Here is a 26,220-nt window from a genome sequence, read left to right as displayed (position 1 = left end):
GCCATCTCGGCGATTTAAACCGGAGCAAAAAATGTCTACTCAAATGTCCAAGCCGCGAAAACGCAAATATGCTGTGCTGGGCGCGGCGCTGGTTCTCATCGGAGCCGCTTCGCTCGTCGCATTCCATGGTCACGGCGATTCGCCTGTCAATGCGGCGGTTGCTGCAGCGAGCGCAGCGCCCCCGACAGAAGTGGATGTCGCCGCTGTCGTCGCCAAATCCATAACGGATTACCAAAGCTATTCCGGGCGTCTTGAAGCTATCGATAAAGTCGAAATCCGGCCGCTTGTTCCCGGGACTATCGTGGCAGTGCATTTCAAGGATGGCGCCATGGTCAAGAAGGGCGATCCGCTATTCACGATCGATCCGCGTCCGTATGTGGCAGAGGTGGATCGTGCGTCGGCGCAATTGGCCGCGGCCCAGGCGCGCAACGGCTATACGTCAACCGATGCAGCGCGTGCCGACCGTTTGCTTGCCGATAACGCCATTGCCAAGCGCGATTACGATCAGGCGCAAAACGCCGCGCGCGAAGCGCAGGCGAATCTCAAAGGCGCGCAAGCCGCGCTTGAAACAGCGCGAATCAATCTTGGTTATACAAATATCGTAGCGCCTGTATCGGGCCGCGTATCACGCGCTGAGATGACGGTAGGCAACATTGTTTCCACTGGATCGAGCGCGCCCTTGCTGACCACGCTGGTTTCGGTTTCGCCCATCTACGCATCGTTCGATGTAGACGAACAAACCTACCTGCGTTATCTCAGCCGCGACTCGCGCACAAGCGTTCCCGTATCCCTTGGGCTTGCGAACGAGGACGGTTATTCGCGCGATGGCAAAGTCGATTCGGTCGACAACCGCCTAGACACAGGCTCGGGAACAATCCGCGTGCGCGCGCGTTTTGACAACGGCGACGGCGCACTGCTGCCTGGACTCTACGCACGCGTGAAGGTTGGCGGTGGCGCGCCGCATGCGGCGGTGCTGGTCGACGATGCCGCTATCGGCACGGATCAGGACAAGAAGTTCGTGATGATCGTCGATAAAGACAACCGCGCGCAATACCGCGAGGTCACGCTCGGCACGCAAAGCGAAGGGCTGCGCGTGATCGTCAAGGGGCTTCAACCGGGTGAGCGGATCGTGGTCAACGGTTTGCAGCGCGTGCGTCCCAACGACGTGATCAAACCGAATGCCGTAGCAATGTCGAGTACATCGCCCACGCCCAGGAACGCTTCTTAAGAAGTGTTTCCAACGCAGATAAAGATACCGTCATGAACATCTCCAAGTTTTTTATCGACCGCCCGATTTTTGCTGGCGTGTTGTCGATGATCATCCTGCTTGCCGGGGTGATCGCCATGTTCAACTTGCCGATCTCCGAGTATCCGGAAGTCGTGCCGCCATCGGTGATTGTGAACGCGCAATATCCGGGCGCAAATCCGAAAGTGATTGCAGAGACGGTCGCCTCACCGCTGGAAGAGCAGATCAATGGCGTTGAGAACATGCTGTACATGCAGTCGCAGGCGAATAGCGACGGCAAGCTGACGCTGACAGTTACGTTCAAGCTTGGCATGGACCCGGACAAGGCGCAGCAACTCGTGCAGAACCGGGTATCGCAAGCATTGCCGCGTTTGCCTGAGGACGTGACGCGGCTCGGCGTGACGACCATCAAGTCGTCGCCCACGCTTACGATGGTCGTCCACCTGATCTCGCCGAATGACCGCTATGAAGGCACCTATCTTCGCAACTACGCGCTGATCAACGTCAAGGATCGGCTCGAGCGGATCCAGGGCGTGGGGCAGGTCGATCTGTGGGGCGCCGGTGATTATTCCATGCGCGTATGGCTCGACCCGTTGAAGGTTGCGCAACGCAACATGACCGCAACTGATGTAGTCAACGCAATCCGTGAGCAGAACGTGCAGGTTGCGGCGGGCGTGATCGGGTCATCGCCCACCTTGCCCGGCGTTCCGCTGCAATTAAACGTCAATACGCAGGGACGTTTGCAGACCGAAGCGGAATTCCGTGACATTGTGCTGAAGACATCGCCCGATGGGGCCGTCACGCATTTGCACGACGTTGCGCGCGTGGAGCTTGCTGCATCGGATTATGCACGCAGGTCCTTGCTCAACAACAAGTCTGCGGTTGCGCTGACGATCTTCCAGCAACCGGGCGCAAATTCGCTGCAAATTTCCGACGAAGTCCGCAAGACGATGAAGGAGCTGCAAGTCGATATGCCGCCGGGCGTGAAGTACGACATTGTCTATGACCCGACGCAGTTCGTGCGATCGAGTATCGACGCGGTGATTCATACGCTGCTGGAAGCCATTTCGCTCGTCGTGCTGGTCGTGATCGTTTTCCTGCAGACTTGGCGCGCGTCGATCATCCCGTTGCTTGCAGTGCCCGTTTCGATTGTAGGGACGTTTTCCCTGCTGCTCGCATTCGGGTTCTCGATCAATGCGTTGTCGTTGTTCGGCATGGTGCTTGCCATCGGCATTGTGGTGGACGATGCGATCGTGGTCGTGGAAAACGTCGAGCGCAACATTTCTTCCGGTTTGTCCGCGCGTGACGCCACGTATCAGGCAATGCAGGAGGTCAGCGGGCCGATCATCGCGATTGCGTTGACGCTTGTTGCCGTATTCGTGCCGCTCGCATTCATGTCGGGTCTGACGGGGCAGTTCTACAAGCAGTTCGCCATGACCATCGCGATCTCGACGGTGATCTCGGCCTTCAACTCGCTGACCTTGTCACCGGCGTTGGCAGCGCTTCTGTTGAAGGGCCACGATCAACCCAAGGACTGGCTCACGCGCGGTATGGACCGTGTCTTTGGTGGTTTCTTCCGTCTGTTCAACAAGGTGTTTCATCGCGGTTCGGAGAGTTATAGCAAAGGTGTGTCCACCATCGTGAACCGCAAGGCGATGATCCTGGGCATCTACCTGGTCTTGCTCGGCGGCGCGGTGCTCATGGGCAAGATTGTTCCCGGCGGTTTCGTGCCGGCGCAGGACAAACAATATCTCGTGGGCATTGTGCAGTTGCCTAACGGGGCGTCGCTCGATCGCACGGAACAAATCGTTCGGCAGATGGGGGAGATCAGCAAGGATGTGCCGGGTGCAATTTCGGCTGTGCAATTTCCCGGCTTGTCGATCAACGGCTTCACCAACTCATCGAGCGCAGCCGTTATTTTCTTCGGCTTGACGCCGTTCGACGAACGCAAGTCCAGCTCGATCACGGCTGCCAATGTCGCAGCCGAACTCAACAAGCGCTTCTCGACCATCAAGGGTGCCTTCATTGCTGTGTTTCCACCGCCGCCGGTGCTTGGGCTCGGAACGTTGGGTGGCTTCAAGTTGCAGATCGAGGACCACCAGGCGCTAGGCTATTCCGCCTTGAACGATGCAACGCAGGCGTTCATCAAACGCGCAGCGCAGACGCCTGAACTCGGGCCTTCGTTTTCCAGTTATCAGATCAACGTGCCGCAACTCAACGTCGATCTGGATCGTGTGAAGGCGAAGCAACTAGGTGTATCTGTCACCGATGTATTCAGCACCATGCAGGTGTATCTCGGTTCGTTCTACGTGAACGACTTCAACAAGTTCGGCCGTGTGTATCAAGTGCGCGTGCAGGCGGACGCGCCATTCCGATCGAGCGCGGAAGATATTGGTTTGCTGAAGACGCGCAATGCCAATGGCGAGATGGTGCCGCTGTCATCGCTCGTGAAGGTAACGCCGACCTTCGGTCCGGAAATGGTCGTGCGCTACAACGGCTATACCGCCGCCGATATCAACGGCGGTCCTGCACCGGGGTATTCGTCGGGTCAGGCACAAGCGGCGGTCGCGCGCATTGCCGCGGAAACCTTGCCGCGTGGTTTCAAATTTGAATGGACGGACCTTACGTATCAGCAGGAACTGGCCGGCAATGCGGCGCTGGTGGTGTTCCCGATCAGCGTGCTGCTCGTGTACCTCGTGCTCGCTGCGCTGTACGAAAGCCTGACTTTGCCGCTGGCGGTGATCCTGATCGTCCCGATGAGCATTTTTTCCGCGCTGCTCGGAGTGTGGCTTACGCACGGCGACAACAACATCTTCACGCAGATCGGATTGATGGTGCTGGTGGGACTGTCGGCGAAGAACGCGATTCTTATTGTCGAGTTTGCGAGAGAGCTTGAAATGCAGGGACGCACCATTATTGAAGCAGCGATCGAGGCGAGCCGCTTGCGGCTCAGGCCAATCCTGATGACGTCGATTGCTTTCATCATGGGCGTGGTGCCGCTGGTGATTTCTTCGGGCGCGGGTTCGGAGATGCGCCGCGCAATGGGAATTGCCGTGTTCTTCGGCATGCTCGGCGTCACGTTGTTCGGCCTGTTGCTCACGCCGGTGTTCTACGTCGTGCTGCGCAAGCTCGCTGGCAATGAACATGTGGTGGACAAGCACGGCAAGCATCCGCACATGCGCGGTATCGACGCTTCAGTGGAGGCCTGAACAAAATGATGAATAAAACCATGGGGCTTTCGGGCTTGCTGGCGACGCTGATGATTCTCGCCGGCTGCTCGCTTGCGCCGGATTACGAGAAGCCGAATGTAAATGCGCCGGAGGCGTTCAAGGAAACGCCCCTGAGTACCGCAGAATCGGGCACGTGGAAGACGGCGCAGCCATCGGATCACGTTGCACGTGGTCAATGGTGGCGCATTTTCGACGACAGCACCCTGAACGATCTGGAACAGCAGGCACTCGACGCGAACCAGAACCTCAAGGCGGCAGTGGCACGGGTCAAGGAGTCGCGCGCAATACAGCAAACGGCGCGCGCGGGCTTGTTTCCGGCTATCGATGCAGGCTTTGGCCCGACGCGCGAGAAAGTCACGCCGGCGTCGCTGCTGCAACCAGATGGTGTCAACGTGCCATCGCAAACGCTGTGGCGCGCGCAAGCTACCGCGTCTTACGAAGTGGATCTCTTCGGACGTGTATCGGATTCGGTCAAGGCGGCGAGTGCGGACGCGCAGCAAAGCGAAGCGTTGTTGAGATCCGTGCAACTGGCGTTGCAGGCGGATGTGGCGCAAAACTATTTTAATTTGCGCGAGCTGGATTCGGAACTCGATGTCTACACGCGCACGGTTTCTCTGCGCGAACAGACGCTTGCGTTGGTGCAGCATCGCTTCAATGAAGGCGATATCAGCGAACTCGATGTGGCTCGCGCGAAGGCCGAACTTGCAACGGCACGTTCGGACGCCATGACGGCGCAACGTTTGCGTGCTTCGTCGGAACATAGCCTTGCAGTCTTGCTCGGCAAAGCGCCGGCGCAGTTTTCAATGGCTGCGAATCCGCTCGTGCCCGTGCAGATTCGCGTGCCGCCCGGCTTGCCGTCTTCGTTGCTGGAACGCAGGCCTGACATCGCAGCCGCTGAACGCGCGATGGCCGCCGCAAATGCGCGGATCGGCGTGGCGAAGTCGGCTTATTTTCCGTCGCTCAACCTGACTGGTGCGGCGGGCGTTGAGTCGGCGACGCTAGGCGATCTCTTCAAATGGTCGAGTCGCGCATTCCTTCTCGGACCGCTGGTGGGTACGGCCCTTACCGTGCCGCTTTTCGATGGTGGCCGCCGCAAGGGCAATCTCGCAAACGCCCGCGCTGTGTACGAGGAGGATGCGGCGAACTATCGACAGCAAGTGCTGGTCGCTTTCCAGGAAGTCGAGGACAATCTCTCGGATCTGCGGATTCTGGAGGATCAGACGCGCACGGAAGCGGAGGCGGTGAATGCATCGAATCGTGCCGCGAGTCTGTCTAGGACGCAATATAAAGAGGGCGCCGTGAATTACCTCGACGTAATCGATGCCGAACGCACCGCACTTCAGTCGCAACGCACGGCGGTGCAGCTTTCCGGCGTGCAGGCGGTGGCAACTGTGAACTTGATCAGGGCGCTAGGCGGCGGCTGGGGCGACGCTCCCGCAGCGGACGCGAGCATCGCGCAACGTTGAACACGCGTTTGCATGGCGGCTTGGAAACCCTACCGCCATGCACCAGTCACGCTCAGGTTCCGGTCAAGCCTTGCAAACTGATCTTCGATTGCGTATTCGCCGGCTGTTCACCGAGCTTGGTTAGCGTGCCGTTCACGCCGATGGAATACGCGACAATCTTGTCGTCGCCAGCGAAGTCCTGGTAGAGGAATTTGCCGTCGGGGCTTACCCACGAATCGTTGGCAAAACTGGATGTAGTCGACAGGACCGGCGGTTCACTTGCAGCCGATGCGTTAGCCAATGAAAGCTTGCCGTCGCCATCGAGTGAGAACAACGAAACTGCGCCGCTGCCGCTGCTTACGTACACAAACTTGTTGTCTGGCGTTATTGCGACCCAGCACGGCGCGGCCTGGCCCGTCACCGCTAACGGACCGCTAACCGGCGTGAAACGGCCGTTGCTCGCGAATGAATAAGAGCTGGCCGTGCCGCCTGCTGCATCGCTCGTTGCATACACGCTCGACTGCGCGCCATGTCCAAAGATTCCTCCGAACGGTCCGACACCTACCGAGGTTGAACTCACTACCTGACCCAGCGTTCCATCGGCGTTGATTGGATAAGCGAGCAGCGCGTTGGCCGGCTGCACCGGCGTCAACGTTTTGAGGAAGCCGTTCACGACGACAAACTTGCCGTCGGGGCTAACGCTGACTTCGGTCGGAAGCGCATCTTGCTGAACGACGGGATAGGTTCCTATCGATGTCAGCTTGCCGTCCGACCCGACCCGATACGCGCCGAGTTCATTTACGCCTTGCTGATGCGTGACATAAAGCACGTTGTTCGCAAAAGCGAGTGACGTCGGCCGCGTGCCGCCCGTCGGTGACACTGCAAGAAGGGCAAGCGTGCCTGATGATGTGTCAACAGAGAATGTGCTTACGGTATTGTCGCCGGCATTGGCAACAAACAGCCGCGTGCCATCCGCGCTGACAATGACACTGTGGTTACTCGTCAGCGCATCGGGCGCCACGATATTGCCCATGAAATAGTTGACGCCGTTCGTTCCTTTTCCGCCGGTGAGCACGGTAGGTTGTTTTGTCAACGTGCCATCGGCGTTGCGGATGAAATGCACGACCGCATTTGCGGAATCGTTCGTCTGGGCGAAAAGTTGTGACACGGTAGGCGCCGAATCGTTGCCGCCGCCACACGCGGCAATGAGTGTCACGACGCCGGTCGCCATTGTCAGTTTCTTGAGCACATGTACCCCCTCGATACGTTGTCAGTTGGATTCACATCCGTGGTCCGGTGCGATTTTTACCGGCCGGACTGGACGTGCTCGATCACGCGACAGAAGGCGGATCTGACCTTAGTTCGTCATCTCGACAAAGCTGGTTACAGTCGCGGCATATTTATCCGGCAATGCAAACGTTCGGGGAAAGAATAGAATCTGCTCGCACGAAAATTTTCTCCTTGCTGTAACCGCTCGACTCAAGCGATCGAACTAGCAAGTTGCGCCCTTTGAGTCGGACACAGGGCGGTCTGACAATCCATTTACAGATGCCTTCCGAAAGGCGAGTGCAAACATGGATATAAATTTTGAATGCGTCATGTGCGGCAAATGCTGTCATGACCTCAAGCTCCCGCTCAGCGTGGATGAAGCTGTGATCTGGCTTGAACGCGGCGGCGACGTTCAGTTTCTGTGCGAGGCGGTTCCGTGGCCCGAGGAACCTGCCGAAGACAATCTGCTCGCGCAGCACAAACGCCGCAGGTCGTTTGCCGCATCGAGCGGCGAGTTGCCTGCCCGCATTGTGGTTGTCATTGCTGCCGCGTTCGAAGGGGCGTGTCCGCATTTGCAGTCGAACCTGAGTTGCGGTGTGTACGAAGAGCGCCCGACTGTTTGCCGTATTTACCCGGCCGAGGTAAATCCGTTTATCGAATTGAATCCGCAACAGAAGGCGTGTCCGCCGGAAGCTTGGTCAGCGGACAAGCCGCTTTTGATGCGTGCCCATCGCATCGTGGATGAACAGACAGCGGCTCTGATTGATAAATCGCGCTTAGCCGACGCGACCGATACCGGCACCAAAGCGCTTGCCTGCAAGCATCTGGGAATCGATACAGCGGCGCTCGCCAATGAGGGATTGGCGATCTATTCGCCGCCGCGCGAGCAGTCGATTGCTGCGTTGAAGTCTGCGCGAGAGGCCGGTGACAGGAATGATTTTGTGCCCGAGTGGAAGGTTGCGTCGAATCGGCGGGAGACCGTCGAGACGCTGACATCCATCGGGGCTCTGGGCGTGTTTACCACTACGCAGAACGCCGGGGCATTTCAATATCTAGGTTTCTTTACCGAGTCAGCCTGAGCCAGGCTTAAGCGTCAAGATGCAGGCGGTTTTGTCGTTAGTTGCGCTTCAAGGAATAGCATGGCGCTAACAGCACTGGCTAAAGCAAGGATGGCTGCAAGACTCACGACAACCCGATATCCCGCAACGAATGATTCGTCGATCGCTCGCACGATTTGAGCGTTTGGACTCGTCGCGGCGGCGAGCAATGGACGTTGTTCGTCGACCTGATGACGCTGAATTTGCGAAAGCCCTAACGGTTCGAGGCGCGTACTGAGGGAACGATTGAAGCTTGCAGAGAGGATCAGGCCAAACAGCGCGACGGCGATCAAACCGGCAACACGCGATACCGCGTTGTTCACGCCGGAAGCTACGCCCGATTGATTTTCTGGCGCTGCGTTCATCACCGATGTAGTCAAGGGCGCGACGCAGATAGCCATGCCCAGACCGAGAATGACGAGAGGCGCAAAGAAAGTCGCCCAATAAGATCCGCCTATTCCCGGCCACGCGAGCAATCCGAATCCAACCGCCACGATAAGCGACCCGATGGTCAAGGGACCTTTGGACCCATGCCGCGCAATCAACCCGCCCGACCAGCGCGAAAGCAGGAAGATGATAAGGATAAGCGGTAAAAGCGCGGCGCCTGCCTGCGTCGCCGAATAGTGCTGTACCTGAATCAGATTAAGCGGAAGGAAATAGAGAACACCTCCAAGGCCTGAATACAAGAAAAGCGTGATCAGGTTCGCGCCGCTAAACGTTCGCGACTTGAAAAGTGCCAGGGGCACCATCGGCGAAAGGGACCGTGCCTCGACCACAATGAATCCCGTCATTGCAGCTAGACCCGCCAGCGCGGCAATAAGCACGCTCATGCCGCCGTTCACGCCCTCGATCAGTGCATAAGTGACGCCGCCCAAACCTACGCATGCGAGCAGTGCGCCGGGCCAGTCGAGCCTGCGGGAAATCAACATATTCCGGCTTTCGTGCACGTACCGGATCGTCATCCATATGACGAGCGCGGCGAGTGGCACGTTGATAAAAAACACCGCGCGCCATGAGATGTGCTCGACGAGCCACCCGCCGAAAACGGGGCCTGTCGCTGCTGTGATGGCCGTGAAGCCAGACCACGTTCCGATCGCCCGCCCGCGTTGCGCCGAGGGATATGCCGCGCTGATAAGAGAAAGACTACCCGGTACGAGGAAGGCAGCGCCGATGCCCTGAACGCCGCGGGCAAGGATCAGCGCATCGACAGACCCGACAAATCCGCACCAAGCCGAGCCGGCGGCGAACAGCGATACGCCTAAGAGGAAGATCTTCCTTCGCCCATAGATATCGCCCATGGAGCCGCCTACAAGCAGCAGCGAAGACAAGGACAGCGCATATGCCTCGACAACCCATTGCAGGTTGCTGGAGCTTGCACGCAGGGCACTTTGCAGCGCGGGCAGCGCGACGTTGACGATCGTTCCATCGATAAACGCCATGCTCGACCCAAGGATCGCGACGATAAGCACGGCCATGTTGCCGGCGGTTTCGAGCGGCGGAGTGGGTGGAGCGCTTGCTGTGGACATCGGCTTGCCTCGGGTTCAAGGTGAACGCGTCGGCGCCCTCGGGGAAGCCATACCGGTCGTGGCGATTATATTTTTATTTGCGATGTTGCGGTTGCCGCGTTTATGTCGCCTCCCGCACCGCACGCAGGAACTGCTGCGTGCGTTCGTGCTGCGGCGCGGCGAAGAACTGCTGCGGCGCAGCCTGCTCGATGATCTTGCCTTGCGAAAAGAAACACACACGGTCAGCAAACTCCTTGGCGAAGCCCATCTGGTGCGTCACCATCAGCATCGTCAGATCATGTTCGCGGCCGAGCTTGCGAATCACGCTCAGCACTTCACCGCATAATTCGGGGTCGAGCGCGGACGTTACTTCATCGAACAGCATGACTTTTGGGCGCATCGCGAGTGCGCGAGCAATTGCCACACGCTGCTGCTGTCCGCCCGACAATTGCGAGGGATAGTGATTGCATTTGTCATCGAGCCCCACCATTGAAAGCAACTCGCGCCCACGCTCGTTGGCGTCGCGCTTCGACATGCCGAGTACGCTTAACGGCGCTTCTATTGTGTTCTGCAATGCGGTCATGTGCGGAAAGAGATTGAAGCTCTGGAACACCATGCCGATCTTGCGGCGTACTTCGCGCACGTGCCGCTCGGATGCAGGAACCAGTGCGCCGTTGCGGCGCATGTGCGTCAACGGTTCGCCTTCCACTTCTATCATCCCGTCCGTCAGCGGATCGAGCGTCATCAACACGCGCAGCAATGTCGATTTACCTGAACCGCTTGGTCCAATGATTGCGACCTTCTCATTGCGTCCCACTTCCAGATCGAGTGCATCCAGCACGGTGAGCGCGCCATAGCGTTTCGTGACGCCGGCAAACCGGACCATCGGCTGGATGGTGTTCCCGGTACCGTTGGCGCCGAGTGCAGGGTTGAGATCCCGTTTCATCTGCTTCTCCTGAAGTTCCATCAGCGTGCTCCTGCATGCAGGTCGTGCAGCTTTCGCATCATGGCAGTCTCACGCGACGTTCGAGGTGACGCACGCCCGAAGCAAATGTCACGCTGATCAATAAAAAGAACAGGCCGGTCATGGTGATCGGTTCGAGATACCGGAACGTCTCCGAGCCGATGTTCTTCGCTTGCTGCATGAGTTCGACGACCGTGATCGCCGAGAGCACTGGCGTGTCCTTGAACATCGCGACGAGATAGTTGCCAAGCGCGGGAATCACGGGACGAATGGCTTGCGGCAGGATCACGCCGCTGTACGTGCGCCACGGTGACAGCGACAACGCGCAGGCCGCTTCCCACTGACCGCGCGCCACACCATTGAGTCCCGCGCGATAAACCTCGGACACGTAACACGCATAGTGGACCGCTATGCCGATAGTGCCTGCCAGCAACGCCGACATGGTGATGCCGTAAAGCGGCGCGACGTAGAAAAGAACGTAGACCTGGATCAGGAGCGGCGTGCTGCGAATGAACTCGATAAAAAATCCGGTTACGCGCGAAACGCTCGCAATAGAACTGCGTCTTAGCACAGCGAGTACGAGTCCAAGCACCAGCGCGATGACAAATCCCACGAGCGTGATGCCGATGGTGTACATAGACGCACGCAGGAGTTCGGGCAGGATATGCAACGCATATTTGACATCGAAGAAGGAGTTCATTTCACCGTCCTTTGTGCGATGCCGTGACTCACGCGCCGTTCGAAATGACGCATGATGGCGACTACCACTTGCGCCAAGACGAAGTAGATCAACAGAGTCAGCGCAAAGATCTCAGCGGTTTTGAAAGTCGCTTCGTCGAGCTGGCGGGCGCGGAACGTCAGGTCGGAGAGAGTGATCAACGAAACCAGGGACGTGCCTTTCAACAGCTCGATCATCAGGTTGGTCGCGGGCGGGAGTGCATTGATCATGGCTTGTGGCAGGACAATGCGGCGCATCCTGGTCGCGGCCGTCATGTTCAGTGCTATTGCCGCTTCGAACTGGCCGCCGGGAACGGAGCGCAGCGCGCCGCGCAGGATCTCGGAGCCATATGCGCCGTAATGCAGCCCCAGCCCGACGATGGCCACGGTGAAGGGCGTCAGTGCGAGATTGAAAGGCGGCAGCGGCAACACGAAGAACAGCCAGAAGAGCTGCACGAGCAGCGATGTCCCGCGGAACACTTCAACGTACACGTTCCCGATCCAGCGCAGCACGCGCCAGGCCGACGTACGCAAGATGGTCCCGATACCCGCCATCAGGATCGCCAGCAAGATGCCGAACACGGCGATCTGTAGAGTGACGAGCGTGCCCTTCAGCAGCAGGGGCAGCAGTTCATGCATATCGCCCATGGTGTTCCTCGCTAGGCTTGGAAGCGGTGCAAGCCGGCGCGTGCCGGCCTGTCATTAGAGGCAAGAACGTTTTCCAACGGGTCAGCCGCCGCACAATTGCGCGGTCGTTTTGTCCGGCAGGTTGCTCTTGTCGAAACCGAAAGGCTCGACCGTTTTCAAATGGTCAGGCGTACCGAGCCACGTATGCAGTTGCTTGTTGACGGCATCGCGCAGGTCGGTATCGTCGGGGCGGAAAGCGAGCGCGCCGTAGCCCGTGTGTTTTGGATCGTCGTTGAATTTCGGAATTGCTTCCACGCTGGGGCCTGCCTTGGCTGCCAGCCCCTTCATGGTGAGCGCGGTACCGGCCGCGGCGTCGGCACGGCCGGCCCGTACTGCCTGAAGTTGCGCGGTCGTGTCAGGTACTTGGAGCAATTGCGAGTCCTTCACACCCGAGTCGCGCGCATAACCCAGCTCCACGGACCCGGCCATCACGGCGAGTTTTGTATCAGGATTCTTGCCGATATCCGCGTAGCTCGTCAGCTTCTTCGGGTTTCCCTTCATTGTCAGCAGCGTGTCCTGGATCTGGTATTGCGGATCGGCGAATGCGACCTGTTTGCAGCGTTCCGGCGTTACGTACATGCCCGCTGCGATCACGTCGAAGCGTCCCGCGCGCAAGCCGGGAATGAGCGAACCCCACTCGGTCAGCACCGCATCCACTTTCTTTACACCGAGCTTGGCAAAGACCTTCTTGGCGATTTCCGGTGATTCACCTGTAACGGTGCCGTCGGACGTCGTGTACGCGAACGGCGTTTCATTTGCATATCCAATGCGGACCTCACCGGTGCGCTGGATGCGCTGCAATGTAGTTTCAGCGCTGACGTCCGATGCGTGAACCGTTAGCCCCGCCGCTGCGATCATGTACAGCGCCCCCAGCATTGCTGACACTCGTCTGAGTTTCATTTCGATGATTTCCCGTTGTGGTCGCGTGGTTGAGGGGATGCTCCTAAACCCTTGGTCCAAAAAAGAATTCAAGGTTTCGCCGCACCGCCATGAACGCAGCATACAAAGCCATATATTTGTTCGAATTGCTCTAGGACAATAATTTTCGCGACCGCTTTTGCGCCACTATGGAGTGCATTCAAGGAGATGAAACGTGAATGAGCAATGGCGTGACGCGGTGCGCACGGTGCACGGCGTCGAGTCGAAATACAAACGTCTGGTCAAAGCAATCGCAGCGGATATTGAAAGCGCGGTGCTGGTTTCCGGCACGCGGCTGCCGCCTCAGCGTGAGGTGGCAGCCGATCTCGCCATCAGCGTGCAGACCGTGACGAACGCGTACAAAGAATTGGAGCGACAAGGCCTGATCCGCTGCGAGGTCGGGCGCGGCAGCTTCGTGGCCGCACGCGTGACCGAGACCATGTCAAGCTACATGCTCGATACCGCCGAGCGCGAGGTCATCGATTTTTCCATCGCGCGGATCGTGCATACGCCCGAGCACGACGCCATGTGGCGCAAGGTTTGCGCAACCCTTGCCACTGTCGAAGACCAGCCATGGATTCGTGCATTCAGGCCGATCGCGGGCTTCGAGCATCACCGGCAGGCGGGCGTGGCATGGCTGGCTTCGCTGGGTATGCCCGCGAATCCCGAGACGCTGTTGGTCACCAACGGCGCCGCGCATGGCATCTTCCTCGCGCTGGCATCGTTTGTTGGACCGGGCGACACCGTGCTTTGCGAGAGCCTCACCGACCACGGCGTGATCGGCTCGGCGAACGTGCTTGGTTTCACGCTCAAGGGTCTGGAAAACGACGAACACGGCATACGTCCCGAACATTTCGAAGAGATGTGCGACAGCGAACGCATCAGTGCGCTGGTCTGCACGCCCACGTTGAACAATCCGACGGTAGCCATGATGCCGGACTCGCGGCGTCGCGCCATTGCGCGCATCGCCGAGCGCTATGGCGTGTACGTGATCGAGGACGATGTCTATGGCGCGCTGCCCGCCAAGACACAGACGCCCATTTCCAGCCTGATTCCCGAGTTGTCGTTCTATTGCACGAGCATGACGAAGTCGGTGCTGACCGGCTTGCGGATCGGATATCTCACCATGCCGCGACGTCTTGCGCTGCGCGCCGAAAGCGTGCTGCGCGTAAGCAGCTGGATGGCGACGTCACCGATGGCCGAAGTTGCCACCCGCTGGATCATGGATGGCACCGCGCAGCACCTCGTCAACGTGCAGCGCGAGCGTCTCGGGACGCGTCAGGCGATGGTGCGCGAAGTGCTCGGCGCTTATTTGCTCGGGAGTCATCCGCAAGCGTTATCGGCATGGCTCAAGGTGCCCGATTATTGGCAAGCCGATCGCGTCACGCGCGAGTTGCGCAAGCGCGAGATTGCGGTGACATCGCCGGACCCGTTCCTCGTGCGTGGCGCGGATCGGCCGAACGCGGTGCGCTTGTGCGTGGGCGCCGAAGTCGGCGATCAAACTTTCCGGAGCGCGCTTGAAACCATCGCCGAGGTCTTCGAGCAATATCCGCATGTGCACGATTTCAACTAGACAGCGCCGCTTTCCCGAAGATTGAACTAGGACATTAAAAACGCATTTTTAGGACATTAGACTCGGTCGCACCAATCCACGGATGCGCCTCTGTTCATGTCTTCTCTTACGCTTGCAGATGTCTATGCCGCACGCCGCCGTATCGAGGGGCGCGTGACGCGTACGCCGCTCATCGAATCAGCGGCGTTGTCCCGCATCGCGGGTACGCCTGTCTATCTCAAGCTCGAAACCATGCAGCCTACCGGCAGCTTCAAGCTGCGTGGCGCGACCAATGCTTTGGCCATTCTCGCCGAGCGCGGCATCAGCAAGGTGGTGACGGCATCGACGGGAAATCATGGCCGCGCCGTGGCCCATGCGGCGCGCGCGCTCGGAATGCAAGCGGTCGTATGCATGTCGGCCCTGGTGCCGCAAAACAAGGTCGATGCGGTCGATGCCCTCGGCGCGCGCGTCGTGATCGTGGGGAAAAGTCAGGACGAAGCGCAGGTCGAAGCGCTGCGTCTGGTTCGCGACGAGGGGTTCGCGTTCGTCCCGCCTTTCGACGACATGAACGTGATCGCGGGGCAAGCAACGATCGGCCTTGAGATCATGGAGACGTTGCCCGATACAGCAAGCATTGCTGTGCCCTTGTCGGGCGGAGGCCTCTTCAGCGGCGTCGCGTTCGCGGCAAAAAAAATCCGCGATGACATAACGATGACCGGCGTCACCATGGAACGCGGCGCCGCGATGCATGCAAGTCTCGCGGCGGGCAGCCCGGTTCTCGTCGATGAAATCGAGACCCTTGCCGACTCGCTGGGCGGCGGTATCGGTCTCGATAACCAGCACACGTTTGCAATGACGCAAACGCTCATCGACAACGTCGTGCTGCTCGACGAAGCGTCCATTGCGAGGGGCATTGTGTTTGCCTATTGCGAGGAACGTCTGGTGATGGAGGGCGCGGCGGCAGTCGGCATTGCGGCGATTCTTGATGGGCGTATCGATGTCAAGCGCGGGCCGGTTGTCCTGGTCATTAGCGGATCGAACATCGATATGAACCTGCATCGCCGATTGATCCGGGAGGCTTGAAATGCCCTCCATCACCCTGCTCGGCGAAGCGCAATTGCGCGAGCTTGTTCCACTGGACCTGGCTGCGATCGACCAGATTGAAGCGGCATTTCTTTCGCTCGCGACGGAACCTGTCGCCATGCCGCCCATCCTCCGTCTCGACCTGCCCGAACATGCCGGCGAAGTGGATGTGAAGACCGCGTGGCTGCCGAGATTCGACAGCTTCGCGATCAAGGTCAGCCCCGGTTTCTTCAACAATCCGTCGCTCGGTTTACCGAGTTTGAACGGACTGATGCTGGTGCTGTCGGCACGAACAGGAATGACCGAGGCCGTGTTGCTGGACAACGGTTACCTCACCGCGGTGCGTACTGCCGCGGCAGGCGCCGTCGCTGCGCGCTGGCTGGCCCGCAAGGACGCCAGGCGCGTTGCCTTGATCGGCGCGGGTGAACAGGCGCGTCTCCAGTTGCAGGCGTTGCGGCCGGTCCGCGACATCGATCATGTGACCGTCTGGGCGAGGGATGCAGCGCGCGCACGGAGCTTCGCTGAATGCGTGAAAGGCGTTCCATGCGAGGTTTCAGCCAACGTACACGACGCGCTTGCACAAGCGGACATCGCGATAACGACGACGCCGAGCCGCACCCCTCTCATTCGCACGGAGGACCTGCATCCGGGATTGCACATCACCGCGATGGGGTCCGATGCCGAGCACAAGAACGAGCTTGCGCCAGGCGTGCTTGCGACCGCGAAATACATTTGCGACCGCTTGCAGCAAACGCGCGTACTTGGCGAACTGCATCACGCACTTGATGCCGGCGTCGTGAAGGAGGGCGAGAGTTTTGCCGAGTTGGGTCAAGTCATCGCGGGCACGCATAGGGGCCGTACAGACGACGCCGATATCACCGTCTGTGACCTCACCGGCACGGGCGCGCAGGACACCGCGATCGCAGTCCTGGCGCTGCAACGTGCCCGTGTACTGAATGCAGGAACTATTTTTCATAACGACGTGACGCTCTGAGAAGGAAGGGGACGATGTCAACATTAACGAACACGCAACAGCAACCGGCGGCGGTTGCTGCACGTCTGTCGTTCGAGCGAAGCGAGTACGACGCGCGCATCGCGAAGACCCGGCAAGCCATGCACAAGGCGGGAATCGATCTTCTGATCGTCTCCGATCCGACCAACATGGGGTGGCTCACGGGTTACGACGGTTGGTCGTTCTACGTGCACCAATGCGTGCTCCTGGCGATGGACGGCGAGCCCGTGTGGTTCGGTCGCGGACAGGATGCAAACGGCGCCAAGCGCACGGCGTTTATCCAGCATGACCAGATAGTTGGTTATCCGGACTATTACGTTCAGTCGCAAGTCCGGCATCCGATGGACTATCTGTCGAGGCAGGTGATCCAGGCACGTGGCTGGGAAAAATGCCGGATAGGCGTGGAGATGGATAACTACTATTTCAGCGCTGCCGCGTACGCGTCTCTCACACGGAGCTTGCCCCATGCGCATTGGATCGATGCAACGGGTTTGGTGAATTGGCAACGCGCCGTCAAGTCGCCGCGCGAGATCGAATACATGCGTGTGGCGGCACGCATTGTGGAGAAGATGCACGCGCGCATTCTCGACAAGGTGGAGCCGGGCATGCGCAAGAGCGACCTGGTCGCGGAAATTTATTCGGCGGGCATAACGGGAATAGAAGGGCATGGCGGTGACTATCCCGCCATTGTGCCCTTGCTGCCGACAGGCTCCGACGCTGCCGCCCCCCATCTCACCTGGGACGACTCGCGCTTCACCACGGACGCCGGTACCTTCTTCGAAATTGCTGGCTGCTTCAAGCGTTATCACTGCCCGCAATCGCGCACGGTGTATCTCGGGCGGCCGCCGCAGCATTTCATCGATGCGGAGAAGGCGGTGGTGGAGGGCATTGAAGCAGGCCTTGCCGCCGCGAAACCCGGCAACCTTTGTGAAGACATCGCCAATGCGTTTTTTGCGGTCTTGCGTAAATCAGGAATTGAAAAGGACAGCCGCTGCGGTTACCCGATCGGCGCGAGTTATCCGCCCGATTGGGGCGAGCGCACGATGAGTTTGCGTCCAGGGGACAAGACCGTCCTCGAACCGGGCATGACGTTCCACTTCATGCCTGGCCTATGGCTTGACGACTGGGGTCTGGAAATCACGGAAAGCATCCTGATTACAGACACGGGCGTCGAGACCTTCTGCAACACGCCTCGCAAATTGTTTGTGAAGGAGTAGCAATGCGTGCGTCACCCATCACGCCGACGGTGGATCTTTCCGCCGACGGCGAACAGCACGGTTTCCTGAAGCTCCCGTATTCCCGTGACGATTCGGCCTGGGGCGCGATCATGATCCCCATCACGGTGATACGACGCGGCGAAGGGCCGACCGTGCTGCTGACCGGCGGCAATCACGGCGATGAATACGAAGGCCCCATCGCACTGTCCAAACTCGCATCGAATCTCAAGGCAAGCGATGTGACGGGACGCGTGATCATCGTGCCCTTCATGAACTATCCGGCGTTCAAGGCGGGGACGCGTACTTCATCGGTGGATTCGGGCAACCTGAATAGAAGCTTCCCGGGCAAACCCGACGGCACCGTGACCGAAAAGATCGCTGACTATTTCCAGCGCCATCTGCTGCCGCTTGCCGACTATGTGCTCGATATTCACGCCGGTGGCCGCACGCTCGACTTCCTTCCATTCGCCGCAATTCACGTCCTGCCCGATGCACAGCAGCAGGCTCGATGCGAAGCGGCAATGCGCGCGTTCGGCGCACCGTATTCCATGCGCATGCTCGAACTGGACAGCGTTGGTTTGTTCGATTCGGCGGTGGAGGAGGCGGGCAAGGTTTTTGTATCGACGGAGCTGGGTGGCGGTGGCACCGCAACCGCGTCGAGTATCGGGATCGCCGAGCGCGGCGTGCATGGCTTTCTCGCGCATGCGGGTGTGATCGCCCACAGTGGATTTTCGCAAGGCAAATGCACGACGACCCTGCTCGATATGCCTGACAACGCGTGCTACACCACCAGCGAACACAGCGGTTTGCTCGAAATGTGCCATGAATTAGGGGGCTTCGTAAAAGAAGGGGATGTGCTTGCGCGTGTCTACGATGCAACCCGCACCGGCGCCGCGCCCGTGGAATATGTTGCGCGCCGCGCAGGCTTGCTGGCGGCAAGGCACTTCCCCGGCCTCGTGCAGATTGGCGACACGGTCGCCGTGGTGGCGGATGTCATCGAGGAGAACATTCCGGTCCTCGGGTGAATACCTGAACAACGCCCAGAAAATTTCGCGGCAACGGAGCGAAGAACAGAAAAAACAGCAAGCACGAGTCACGCAGTCAAAAAAATCGCATCGCGGGGAGGGTGACAATGAATGCAGTTCAGTGCGATCAGGAGCTTCTCATGATGCTGGGTCATCCGGTACTTTTCAAATCGCTGTGTTATGTCGATGGCCGCTGGATTCATAGCGACAGCGCATCGACGGTCGCGGTGCAAAACCCCGCCGATCAGGAAGTGATCGGTCATGTTCCCATGCTTGACCGTCCGCAGATTGAAGCCTCGATCAGCGCGGCGCAACGCGCGTTCGAATCATGGCGATGGGTCCCGCAAGAGCGCCGCAGTGCGATCCTGCTGCGCTGGCATGAACTGATCCTTCGCCATCGGAACGATCTGGCCGGCATTCTTTCGCTGGAGCAGGGAAAGCCGTTGGCGGAATCGAAGGGAGAAATCGCGTATGCCGCGAGTTTCGTGGAATGGTATGCAAACGATGCCAAGCGTCTTGCCGGCCGCACGATTCCTTCGCATATCAACGGCGCATTTCTCGGCACTGTCATGGAGCCTGTCGGCGTCGCGGCGCTGATCACTCCGTGGAATTTTCCGGTTGCGATGATAACGCGCAAGGCCGCTGCCGCGCTTGCCGCGGGATGCACGGTGATCGTCAAGCCCGCGCACGAAACGCCTTTCTCCGCGCTGGCGCTTGCCCAACTCGCGGAAGAAGCGGGCTTTCCTGCAGGCGTCTTCAACGTCGTGCTGGGTGAGCCGCAAATGGCGATGGAAACCCTGGTACGCGATGTCCGCGTGCGCGCCGTCAGCTTCACCGGATCGACGCGCGTCGGCAGTCTGGTGGCGCGTGCGGTGGCCGAGTCCGGTATCAAGAAACTGGCGCTGGAACTCGGCGGCAATGCGCCGTTTATCGTGACGGAAGACGCGGATCTTGATCAAGCGGTGCGTGTTGCGGTTGGCGCGAAGTTCCAGACGTCGGGGCAGGACTGTTGTGCGGCCAATCGAATTTTCGTGGCTGCGCCGCTGTATGAGCGTTTCGTTGAGCAATACAGCCATGCGGTAAGCGCGCTGAAGGTCGGCGCAGCGTTCGATGCAGGCGTGGAAGTCGGTCCGCTCATGCATCAGGCTGCTTTCGATACCACCGTTGAGCGCGTAGCCGACGCCTTGTCCAAAGGCGCACGCGTAACCGTGGGTGGGCGCGCGCATGCGCGGGGCGGCTGGTTCTACGAGCCCACGGTCATCGCCGACGCGGCGCCAGGCATGCGTATCTACGACGAAGAAAACTTCGCGCCGACCTCGGCGGTCTGTTCATTCGAGACCCTCGATGAAGTCGTGGCGAAGGCCAATGATACTGAACATGGGCTTGCGGCTTACATTTGCGCGACGCGCATGGACATCATATTTCAACTGGTGCGGCGGCTCGACTTCGCGATGGTCTCGGTCAACGGAGTCAAGTTCACGGGCGCCCCGGTGCCGTTTGGCGGGACGAAGGCTTCAGGGCTCGGGCGCGAAGGTGGCGCTGAAGGCTTCGAGCCTTTTGTGGAAACCAAATACTTCTGTCTGGGAAATCTCGGAATTCCCGTGGGCGTGGACGTGTAAGGGCACCCGCCAGACCCACAGAATAAATATCGCCACGACAAACGCAATCAATGAAAAGGAGCCTTCCATGAAGCAGCAACTGGAACAGCTATTCACAGAAGATCGTGCCCACTTCATGCACCCTTCGACCCACGCCCACGATCACGCTAGTGGCGCACTCCCCGGCAAGATCATCAAGGGCGCGAACGGAATTCGCATCGAGGACCACGAGGGAAAGAGCTACATCGACGCCTTTGCAGGCCTGTACTGCGTGAACATTGGCTACGGCCGCACGGAAGTCGCCGACGCCATCTACGAACAGGCCAAAAAGCTCGCCTACTACCACACCTACGTGGGTCACTCGACTGACACGATCATCGAGTTGTCGTCGCGCATCATCGACTGGGCGCCGTCGGGCATGAAGAAGGTCTACTACGGCATGTCCGGTTCGGACGCGAACGAAACGCAGATCAAGATCGTCTGGTACTACAACAACGTACTTGGGCGTCCGAACAAAAAGAAGATCATCTCGCGCGAACGTGGCTATCACGGATCGGGGATCGTTACTGGAAGTCTTACGGGTTTGCCGAGTTTTCATCAGCACTTCGACCTGCCGGTCGACCGCGTGGAACATACGGTATGTCCGCACTGGTATCGCAAGGCGCCGGCCGGCATGAGCGAAGCGCAGTTCGTTTCATATTGCGTCGATGAACTCGAGAAACTGATTGCACGCGAAGGCGCCGATACCATCGCGGCGTTTATCGGCGAGCCGGTCATGGGAACAGGCGGCATCATTGCGCCGCCGGAAGGCTATTGGGCGGCGGTCCAGGAAGTACTGAAGAAGCACGACATCCTGCTTATCTCCGACGAGGTCGTATGCGGCTTTGGCCGGCTCGGCTCGAAAATGGGCGCGCAGCACTACGGCATGCAGCCCGACCTGATCACCGTTGCCAAGGGGCTCACGAGCGCGTACGCACCGCTCTCGGGCGTGATCGTGGGCGAGCGCGTATGGGACGTGATTGACAAGGGCTCGCAAGAGCATGGTCCGATGGGCCACGGCTGGACATATTCTGGCCACCCTATATGCGCGGCTGCGGCCATCGCGAACCTGAATATCCTAGAACGCGAGAACCTGACGAAAAACGCCGCCGACGTAGGCGCTTATCTCGGCGCTCAGCTGCACACGGCGTTCGACCAGCATCCGCTAGTCGGCGAGGTGCGCAACACGGGCATGCTGGCGGCGCTTGAGTTCATGGCGGACAAGGACGGCCGCAAGCCTTTCGATGCAGCGCTGAAAGTAGGCCCGAAGGTTTCGGCGGCGGCTTTGAAGCGCGGGGTGATCGCACGCGCCATGCCGCACGGGGACATTCTTGGTTTTGCGCCGCCGCTCGTCACCTCGCGGGCAGATGTGGATGAGATCGTGGGTATCGTCAAGCAGGCGGTCGACGAGGTTGCGACGCAGACCATTGATTGATGAGTGAAATTTGCCGGGTTCGCCCGGCATTTTTTTCAGCGAATTCAGGATTCAGGATTCCGGATTGGCGATATCGCTTTTGACGATCAGCTCACCGTGGGTTGCCGCCGCATCTCGAGCCTCCTGACGCGAAGGATAGGGTCCAAGCACAGGCGCTCCCTGAAAAGGAAACAGCATGCGGCCATCGGTTTTCCGGATGACCTTCAACGTTCCAACAAACAAACCGCCCGCGTTGATCTGATACGACGCGTAAATTGCAAAATCCTCCGCGCTCATGGCGCCGCCTGGGGATCTGCTTTTGAGCTGGTTCATCGATAAAACGAGTTTCGGCTTCTTCATTGCTTTGGCTTTGATTTCAAACGAGGCTGCTTTCTATAGACCTGATGGTGCGTCCATATGCGCAAGCGCCGGTCCGGGTACCCGGACAGCGCCCGCATTTCCATGCAGGGCGCGACGACTGATTGGGCCAAGGCAAGCCACGTCTAGCCTGCGCGCCTGAACGACGTTCAAAATCGGACGTATATGGACGGCTAAAACCGCCGGGACTCTTCCAGGCGGTCGCAGGTTCGCACGCCAAATTAAACATATGTAATACGCTTACTATCTTTCTTGAGGAAACGCGGACACCGTGATCCGACGTTTTTATTCGGGCATTTTTACTGCTTATGAAAATCCCGTATCGCGCAGGCGACGAAGGTAAAATATCGCGCGTTAAACCGAGCGTTCAGACCTTTCGAAATCGCTCACCCGCGCCGCGACTCTCCGTGTCCGTTATTAAACACGCTGCCTCATGAACGATAGACAACCGACCGCCAGCTCCAGCCACGCCTTTCTCGACGGAGGCGGAGAAGTCGCAAAAATCATTGCATCGAGGGACTGGTCGGGTACGCCGTTGGGTCCCGTCGCTGGCTGGTCGAAGACGCTCACGAGCACCATCTCGCTGATCCTCCAGTCGCCCGTTCCTATCGTGACCTTGTGGGGCGAGGAGGGCGTCATGCTTTACAACGACGCCTACTCCATATTCGCCGGTGGCCGTCATCCGGAACTTCTGGGATCGAATGTGCGGGAAGGCTGGTCCGAGATCGCCGATTTCAACGACAACGTCATGAAGGTCGGTTTGTCCGGCCGCACGCTGCGTTACGAGGATCAGGAACTCACGCTGCACCGTCATGGCCGCGGCGAACAGGTGTGGATGAACCTCGATTACTCGCCCATTCTTGGCGAAAGCGGGGTTCCCGTCGGCGTGATCGCCATCGTGGTGGAGACGACGGCAAAGGTACGGGCCGAGCGCTGGCTAAGCGGAGAGCGAGAACGCCTGCGCCGGATGTTCGAACAGGCGCCCGGCTTCATGGCAATGCTGACCGGTCCCACGCACGTCTTCGAATTGGCGAACGTCGCTTTCACGCAACTGGTCGGCGAGCGAAATATCCTCGGCAAAACCGTGCAGGAGGGTTTGCCGGAACTCGAGCAGCAGGGCTTCGTCGCGATCATGGACCGCGTGTACAGCACCGGCGTCCCGGTCTCGGGAACGGCGCAGGCCATTGTGCTGAACCGGTTGCCGCAGGCGCCCGCGGAGCAGCGTTATGTCGACTTCGTCTATCAGCCGGTACGCAACGAAGCGGGCGGGGTGATCGGCATCTTCGTGCAGGGAACCGATGTCACCGACCGTCTGCTCGCGGAACGCGCGGTCCATGACAGCGAAGAGAAGTTTCGCACCTTCGCCCAGGCCATGCCCAACCAGGTCTGGGCCGCGCGCGCCGACGGCGAATTCGAGTGGTTCAACGACCGCGTCTACGAATACAGCGGTGTGGCGCGTGACGGTCTGGACAGTCACGCGTGGAGCACGATCATTCATCCCGACGACCTCTCGGGGGCTGCGAGTCAATGGCGTGACGCGGTGGCATCGGGTACGACCTTCGAGTGTGAATTTCGCATTCGCCAGGCCGACGGCGTGTACCGGTGGCATCTCTCCCGGGCGTTGCCGATTCATGACAACGCCGGCTACATCGCGCGCTGGGTTGGAACGAACACCGATATCGAAGACCAGAAGTCGGCGGCGCGGGCGCTCGAGCGCCTGAACAAGGCGCTCGAACAGCAAGTCGCCGAGAGCATTGCCGATCGCGACCGGATGTGGCGTCTTTCCACGGACATCATGCTGGTCGCCGATTTCGAGGCGAACATCGTGTCGGTGAATCCCGCCTGGAAGCAGCTTCTTGGCTGGGACGAGAAGGCCTTGCTCGGCCGCTCGTTCATCGACTTCGTCCATCCCGAGGATCGTGCCCGCACGCTCAGCGAGGTGGGCGAACTCGCCGACGGCGTGCGCACGTTCAAGTTCGTCAATCGATACCAGCGGCGCGATGGCGCATACGTCACGCTCTCGTGGACGGCCGTGCCCGACGAACACTTCATTCATGCCGTCGGCCGCGATATCACCGCCGATCGCGAGGCAGCGGAAGCCTTGCGGCGCACCGAACTGGCGCTCCAGCAATCGCAGAAAATGGAGACCATCGGCAAGCTGACCGGCGGCGTAGCGCATGACTTCAACAACTTGCTGCAGGTCATATCGGGCAATCTGCAATTGCTTGCGGCGGATGTTGCAGGCAGTGAGCGCGCCGAGCGGCGCCTTTCCAACGCAATCGCGGGCGTGAATCGCGGCGCGAAGCTCGCCAGCCAGCTGCTCGCGTTCGGCCGGCGGCAGGCGCTTGAACCGAAGACTCTCAGGATCGGGCGGCTTATCGCGGGCATGGAAGACATGTTGCGCCGCAGTCTCGGTGAAGCGATCGAGATCGAGACGGTTGTATCGGCGGGGCTGTGGAATACTTTTGTCGATCCAACGCACGTCGAGAATGCGATTCTCAATCTCGCCATCAACGCGCGTGACGCCATGGACAACGCGGGCAAGCTGACGCTTGAAGTCGGCAATGCGCTGCTCGACGATGCCTACGCCCGCGATCACGCCGAGGTCACGCCGGGCCAGTACGTGATGCTCGCGGTCACCGATACCGGTTGCGGCATGACGCCCGAAGTCCTCGCGCAAGCCTATGAACCTTTCTTCTCCACGAAACCCGAAGGCAAGGGTTCGGGGCTCGGGCTTTCGATGGTTTATGGCTTCGTCAAGCAGTCCGGCGGCCACGTGAAGATCTACAGCGAACCCGGCCACGGCACGACGGTCAAGCTGTATGTGCCGCGCACGCACGACAAGGAGGACCTCGGCGTGATCGCCGAGATGGCGCCGGTGCTTGGCGGCGAAGAGACCATCCTGGTTGCGGAAGACGACGAACAAGTGCGCGCGACAGTCGTCGAAATGCTCTCGGAACTCGGGTATCGGGTGCTGAAGGCTAACGACGCAAGCAGCGCGCTAGCAATCATCGACAGCGGCATGCCTATCGACTTGTTGTTCACCGACGTGGTCATGCCCGGACCCTTGCGCAGCCCGGAGCTTGCACGCAAGGCGCGTGAACGTGTGCCGGGCATCGCGGTGCTGTTCACGTCCGGCTATACGGAAAACGCGATCGTGCATGGCGGGCGGCTGGACGCCGGCGTGGAACTGCTGAGCAAGCCCTACACGCGCGAGGCGCTGGCGAGGAAGCTGCGGCATGTGCTGTCGAATCAGCGGCAGCGTGAAGTGAGCTCTTCGGTGCAGGCGGCGGGATCTGCAAGGGCGTTATCCGCGACGTCGGCAGGCGGTGCATCCTCGCCGCCGACACGAGTACGCCATATCCTGTTCGTTGAAGACGATGACCTCGTCCGCTCGATCACCGGTGAGCTGTTCGAGGCGCTCGGGCATGTGGTGCATCAGGCGGGCGACGGGCCTGCGGCGCTTGCGCTGCTCCAGAAAGAACACATCGACGTATTGATCACGGACGTGGGACTTCCCGGCATGTCGGGTGAAGAACTCGCGTTGCGTGTGCGTGCGTTGCGTGGCGAGCTGGACGTGGTGTTCGCAACCGGCGACCATAATCATGCATCGGAGGTGCCGGGTGCGCTGTTCCTCACCAAGCCGTACGACACCGTCAGCATCGAAGCAATCTTGCAGCGGCTCGAAGACGCTTGAGTTACTCCGGAATATGCATGGTGCCGGTGTCGGCAATTAATGCGGCACTTGCATCATGCGTTCATTCTCGATACAACCAGCTTCGGGGATCTTTACCGTTTGTCATTGAGCCCTGCCAGATCCGCCA

Annotated in this window: 19 protein-coding genes; 12 read left to right on the top strand and 7 right to left on the bottom strand. The window is 59.6% G+C overall.

Annotation, left to right across the window (positions count from 1 at the left end; genetic code table 11):
• Positions 1 to 43: 43 nt before the first annotated feature.
• Genes HB633_RS03980 through HB633_RS03970 form a run of 3 tightly spaced genes read left to right on the top strand, consistent with a single transcriptional unit; the run spans position 44 to position 5,942 of the window.
• Complete coding sequence (locus HB633_RS03980) at positions 44 to 1,228, top strand: efflux RND transporter periplasmic adaptor subunit (RefSeq protein WP_213777180.1); 1,185 nt, start codon at positions 44 to 46, stop codon at positions 1,226 to 1,228.
• Between the two features lie 32 nt (positions 1,229 to 1,260).
• Positions 1,261 to 4,455 carry a multidrug efflux RND transporter permease subunit gene (locus HB633_RS03975; protein ID WP_213776771.1) on the top strand — a complete coding sequence of 1,065 codons (3,195 nt, stop codon included), beginning with the start codon at positions 1,261 to 1,263 and terminating at the stop codon, positions 4,453 to 4,455.
• Positions 4,456 to 4,460: 5 nt separating this feature from the next.
• A complete protein-coding gene (locus HB633_RS03970; RefSeq protein ID WP_213776770.1) occupies positions 4,461 to 5,942 on the top strand; it encodes an efflux transporter outer membrane subunit in 1,482 nt (493 codons plus the stop codon).
• 52 nt (positions 5,943 to 5,994) lie between these two features.
• Here HB633_RS03970 and HB633_RS03965 read toward each other — a convergent pair whose 3' ends face one another.
• Entirely contained in the window at positions 5,995 to 7,170 is a 1,176-nt protein-coding gene (locus HB633_RS03965) for a beta-propeller fold lactonase family protein (protein WP_346730257.1), read from the bottom strand.
• A gap of 325 nt (positions 7,171 to 7,495) precedes the next feature.
• On the opposite strand from HB633_RS03965, the gene HB633_RS03960 reads away from it, so the two are divergent.
• Positions 7,496 to 8,269 (top strand): YkgJ family cysteine cluster protein, encoded by a 774-nt coding sequence (locus HB633_RS03960; RefSeq protein WP_213776769.1) that lies wholly within the window; start codon positions 7,496 to 7,498, stop codon positions 8,267 to 8,269.
• A gap of 14 nt (positions 8,270 to 8,283) precedes the next feature.
• Here HB633_RS03960 and HB633_RS03955 read toward each other — a convergent pair whose 3' ends face one another.
• The 5 genes from HB633_RS03955 to ehuB form a co-directional block, all read right to left on the bottom strand.
• Positions 8,284 to 9,813, bottom strand: coding sequence for an MFS transporter (locus HB633_RS03955; protein ID WP_255580736.1), 1,530 nt, complete (start codon positions 9,811 to 9,813; stop codon positions 8,284 to 8,286).
• Between the two features lie 100 nt (positions 9,814 to 9,913).
• Complete coding sequence (ehuA, locus tag HB633_RS03950; RefSeq protein WP_255580763.1) at positions 9,914 to 10,738, bottom strand: ectoine/hydroxyectoine ABC transporter ATP-binding protein EhuA; 825 nt, start codon at positions 10,736 to 10,738, stop codon at positions 9,914 to 9,916.
• Between the two features lie 58 nt (positions 10,739 to 10,796).
• Complete coding sequence (ehuD, locus tag HB633_RS03945; RefSeq protein WP_213776768.1) at positions 10,797 to 11,456, bottom strand: ectoine/hydroxyectoine ABC transporter permease subunit EhuD; 660 nt, start codon at positions 11,454 to 11,456, stop codon at positions 10,797 to 10,799.
• Positions 11,453 to 12,112, bottom strand: coding sequence for an ectoine/hydroxyectoine ABC transporter permease subunit EhuC (ehuC, locus tag HB633_RS03940; protein WP_213777176.1), 660 nt, complete (start codon positions 12,110 to 12,112; stop codon positions 11,453 to 11,455). Before ehuC ends, ehuD begins: the two co-directional genes overlap by 4 nt.
• Before the next feature lie 90 nt (positions 12,113 to 12,202).
• Positions 12,203 to 13,060 (bottom strand): ectoine/hydroxyectoine ABC transporter substrate-binding protein EhuB, encoded by an 858-nt coding sequence (ehuB, locus tag HB633_RS03935; protein WP_213776767.1) that lies wholly within the window; start codon positions 13,058 to 13,060, stop codon positions 12,203 to 12,205.
• 193 nt (positions 13,061 to 13,253) lie between these two features.
• Between ehuB and HB633_RS03930 the strand changes: the two genes are divergently transcribed.
• The 7 genes from HB633_RS03930 to HB633_RS03900 all read left to right on the top strand — a co-directional run bounded on the left by HB633_RS03930 (position 13,254) and on the right by HB633_RS03900 (position 22,039).
• The gene (locus tag HB633_RS03930; RefSeq protein WP_213776766.1) at positions 13,254 to 14,651 is read left to right on the top strand and encodes an aminotransferase class I/II-fold pyridoxal phosphate-dependent enzyme; all 1,398 of its coding nucleotides are present in this window, start codon (positions 13,254 to 13,256) and stop codon (positions 14,649 to 14,651) included.
• A gap of 96 nt (positions 14,652 to 14,747) precedes the next feature.
• Complete coding sequence (eutB, locus tag HB633_RS03925; protein ID WP_213776765.1) at positions 14,748 to 15,713, top strand: hydroxyectoine utilization dehydratase EutB; 966 nt, start codon at positions 14,748 to 14,750, stop codon at positions 15,711 to 15,713.
• 1 nt (position 15,714) lies between these two features.
• Entirely contained in the window at positions 15,715 to 16,707 is a 993-nt protein-coding gene (locus HB633_RS03920; protein ID WP_213776764.1) for a cyclodeaminase, read from the top strand.
• 14 nt (positions 16,708 to 16,721) lie between these two features.
• Positions 16,722 to 17,942 carry an ectoine hydrolase DoeA gene (gene doeA / locus HB633_RS03915; RefSeq protein ID WP_213776763.1) on the top strand — a complete coding sequence of 407 codons (1,221 nt, stop codon included), beginning with the start codon at positions 16,722 to 16,724 and terminating at the stop codon, positions 17,940 to 17,942.
• 2 nt (positions 17,943 to 17,944) lie between these two features.
• A complete protein-coding gene (doeB, locus tag HB633_RS03910; RefSeq protein ID WP_213776762.1) occupies positions 17,945 to 18,967 on the top strand; it encodes a N(2)-acetyl-L-2,4-diaminobutanoate deacetylase DoeB in 1,023 nt (340 codons plus the stop codon).
• A 140-nt stretch (positions 18,968 to 19,107) separates the two neighbouring features.
• Complete coding sequence (locus HB633_RS03905) at positions 19,108 to 20,586, top strand: NAD-dependent succinate-semialdehyde dehydrogenase (protein ID WP_213777175.1); 1,479 nt, start codon at positions 19,108 to 19,110, stop codon at positions 20,584 to 20,586.
• Positions 20,587 to 20,653: 67 nt separating this feature from the next.
• On the top strand, positions 20,654 to 22,039 hold the full coding sequence (locus HB633_RS03900; RefSeq protein ID WP_213776761.1) for an aspartate aminotransferase family protein: 1,386 nt from the start codon (positions 20,654 to 20,656) through the stop codon (positions 22,037 to 22,039).
• A 51-nt stretch (positions 22,040 to 22,090) separates the two neighbouring features.
• Here the strand turns inward: HB633_RS03900 and HB633_RS03895 are convergent, their stop codons facing one another.
• Entirely contained in the window at positions 22,091 to 22,315 is a 225-nt protein-coding gene (locus HB633_RS03895) for a DUF6723 family protein (protein WP_346730272.1), read from the bottom strand.
• A 514-nt stretch (positions 22,316 to 22,829) separates the two neighbouring features.
• Here HB633_RS03895 and HB633_RS03890 point away from each other — a divergent pair.
• A complete protein-coding gene (locus HB633_RS03890; RefSeq protein WP_213776759.1) occupies positions 22,830 to 26,093 on the top strand; it encodes a PAS domain S-box protein in 3,264 nt (1,087 codons plus the stop codon).
• The last annotated feature ends 127 nt before the right edge of the window (positions 26,094 to 26,220 follow it).

It is taken from the genome of Caballeronia sp. dw_276 (assembly GCF_018449635.1).
Taxonomy (GTDB): domain Bacteria; phylum Pseudomonadota; class Gammaproteobacteria; order Burkholderiales; family Burkholderiaceae; genus Caballeronia.
Note: the sequence above shows the minus strand (reverse complement) of the source record. Positions and strands in the feature narration are given on the sequence as shown.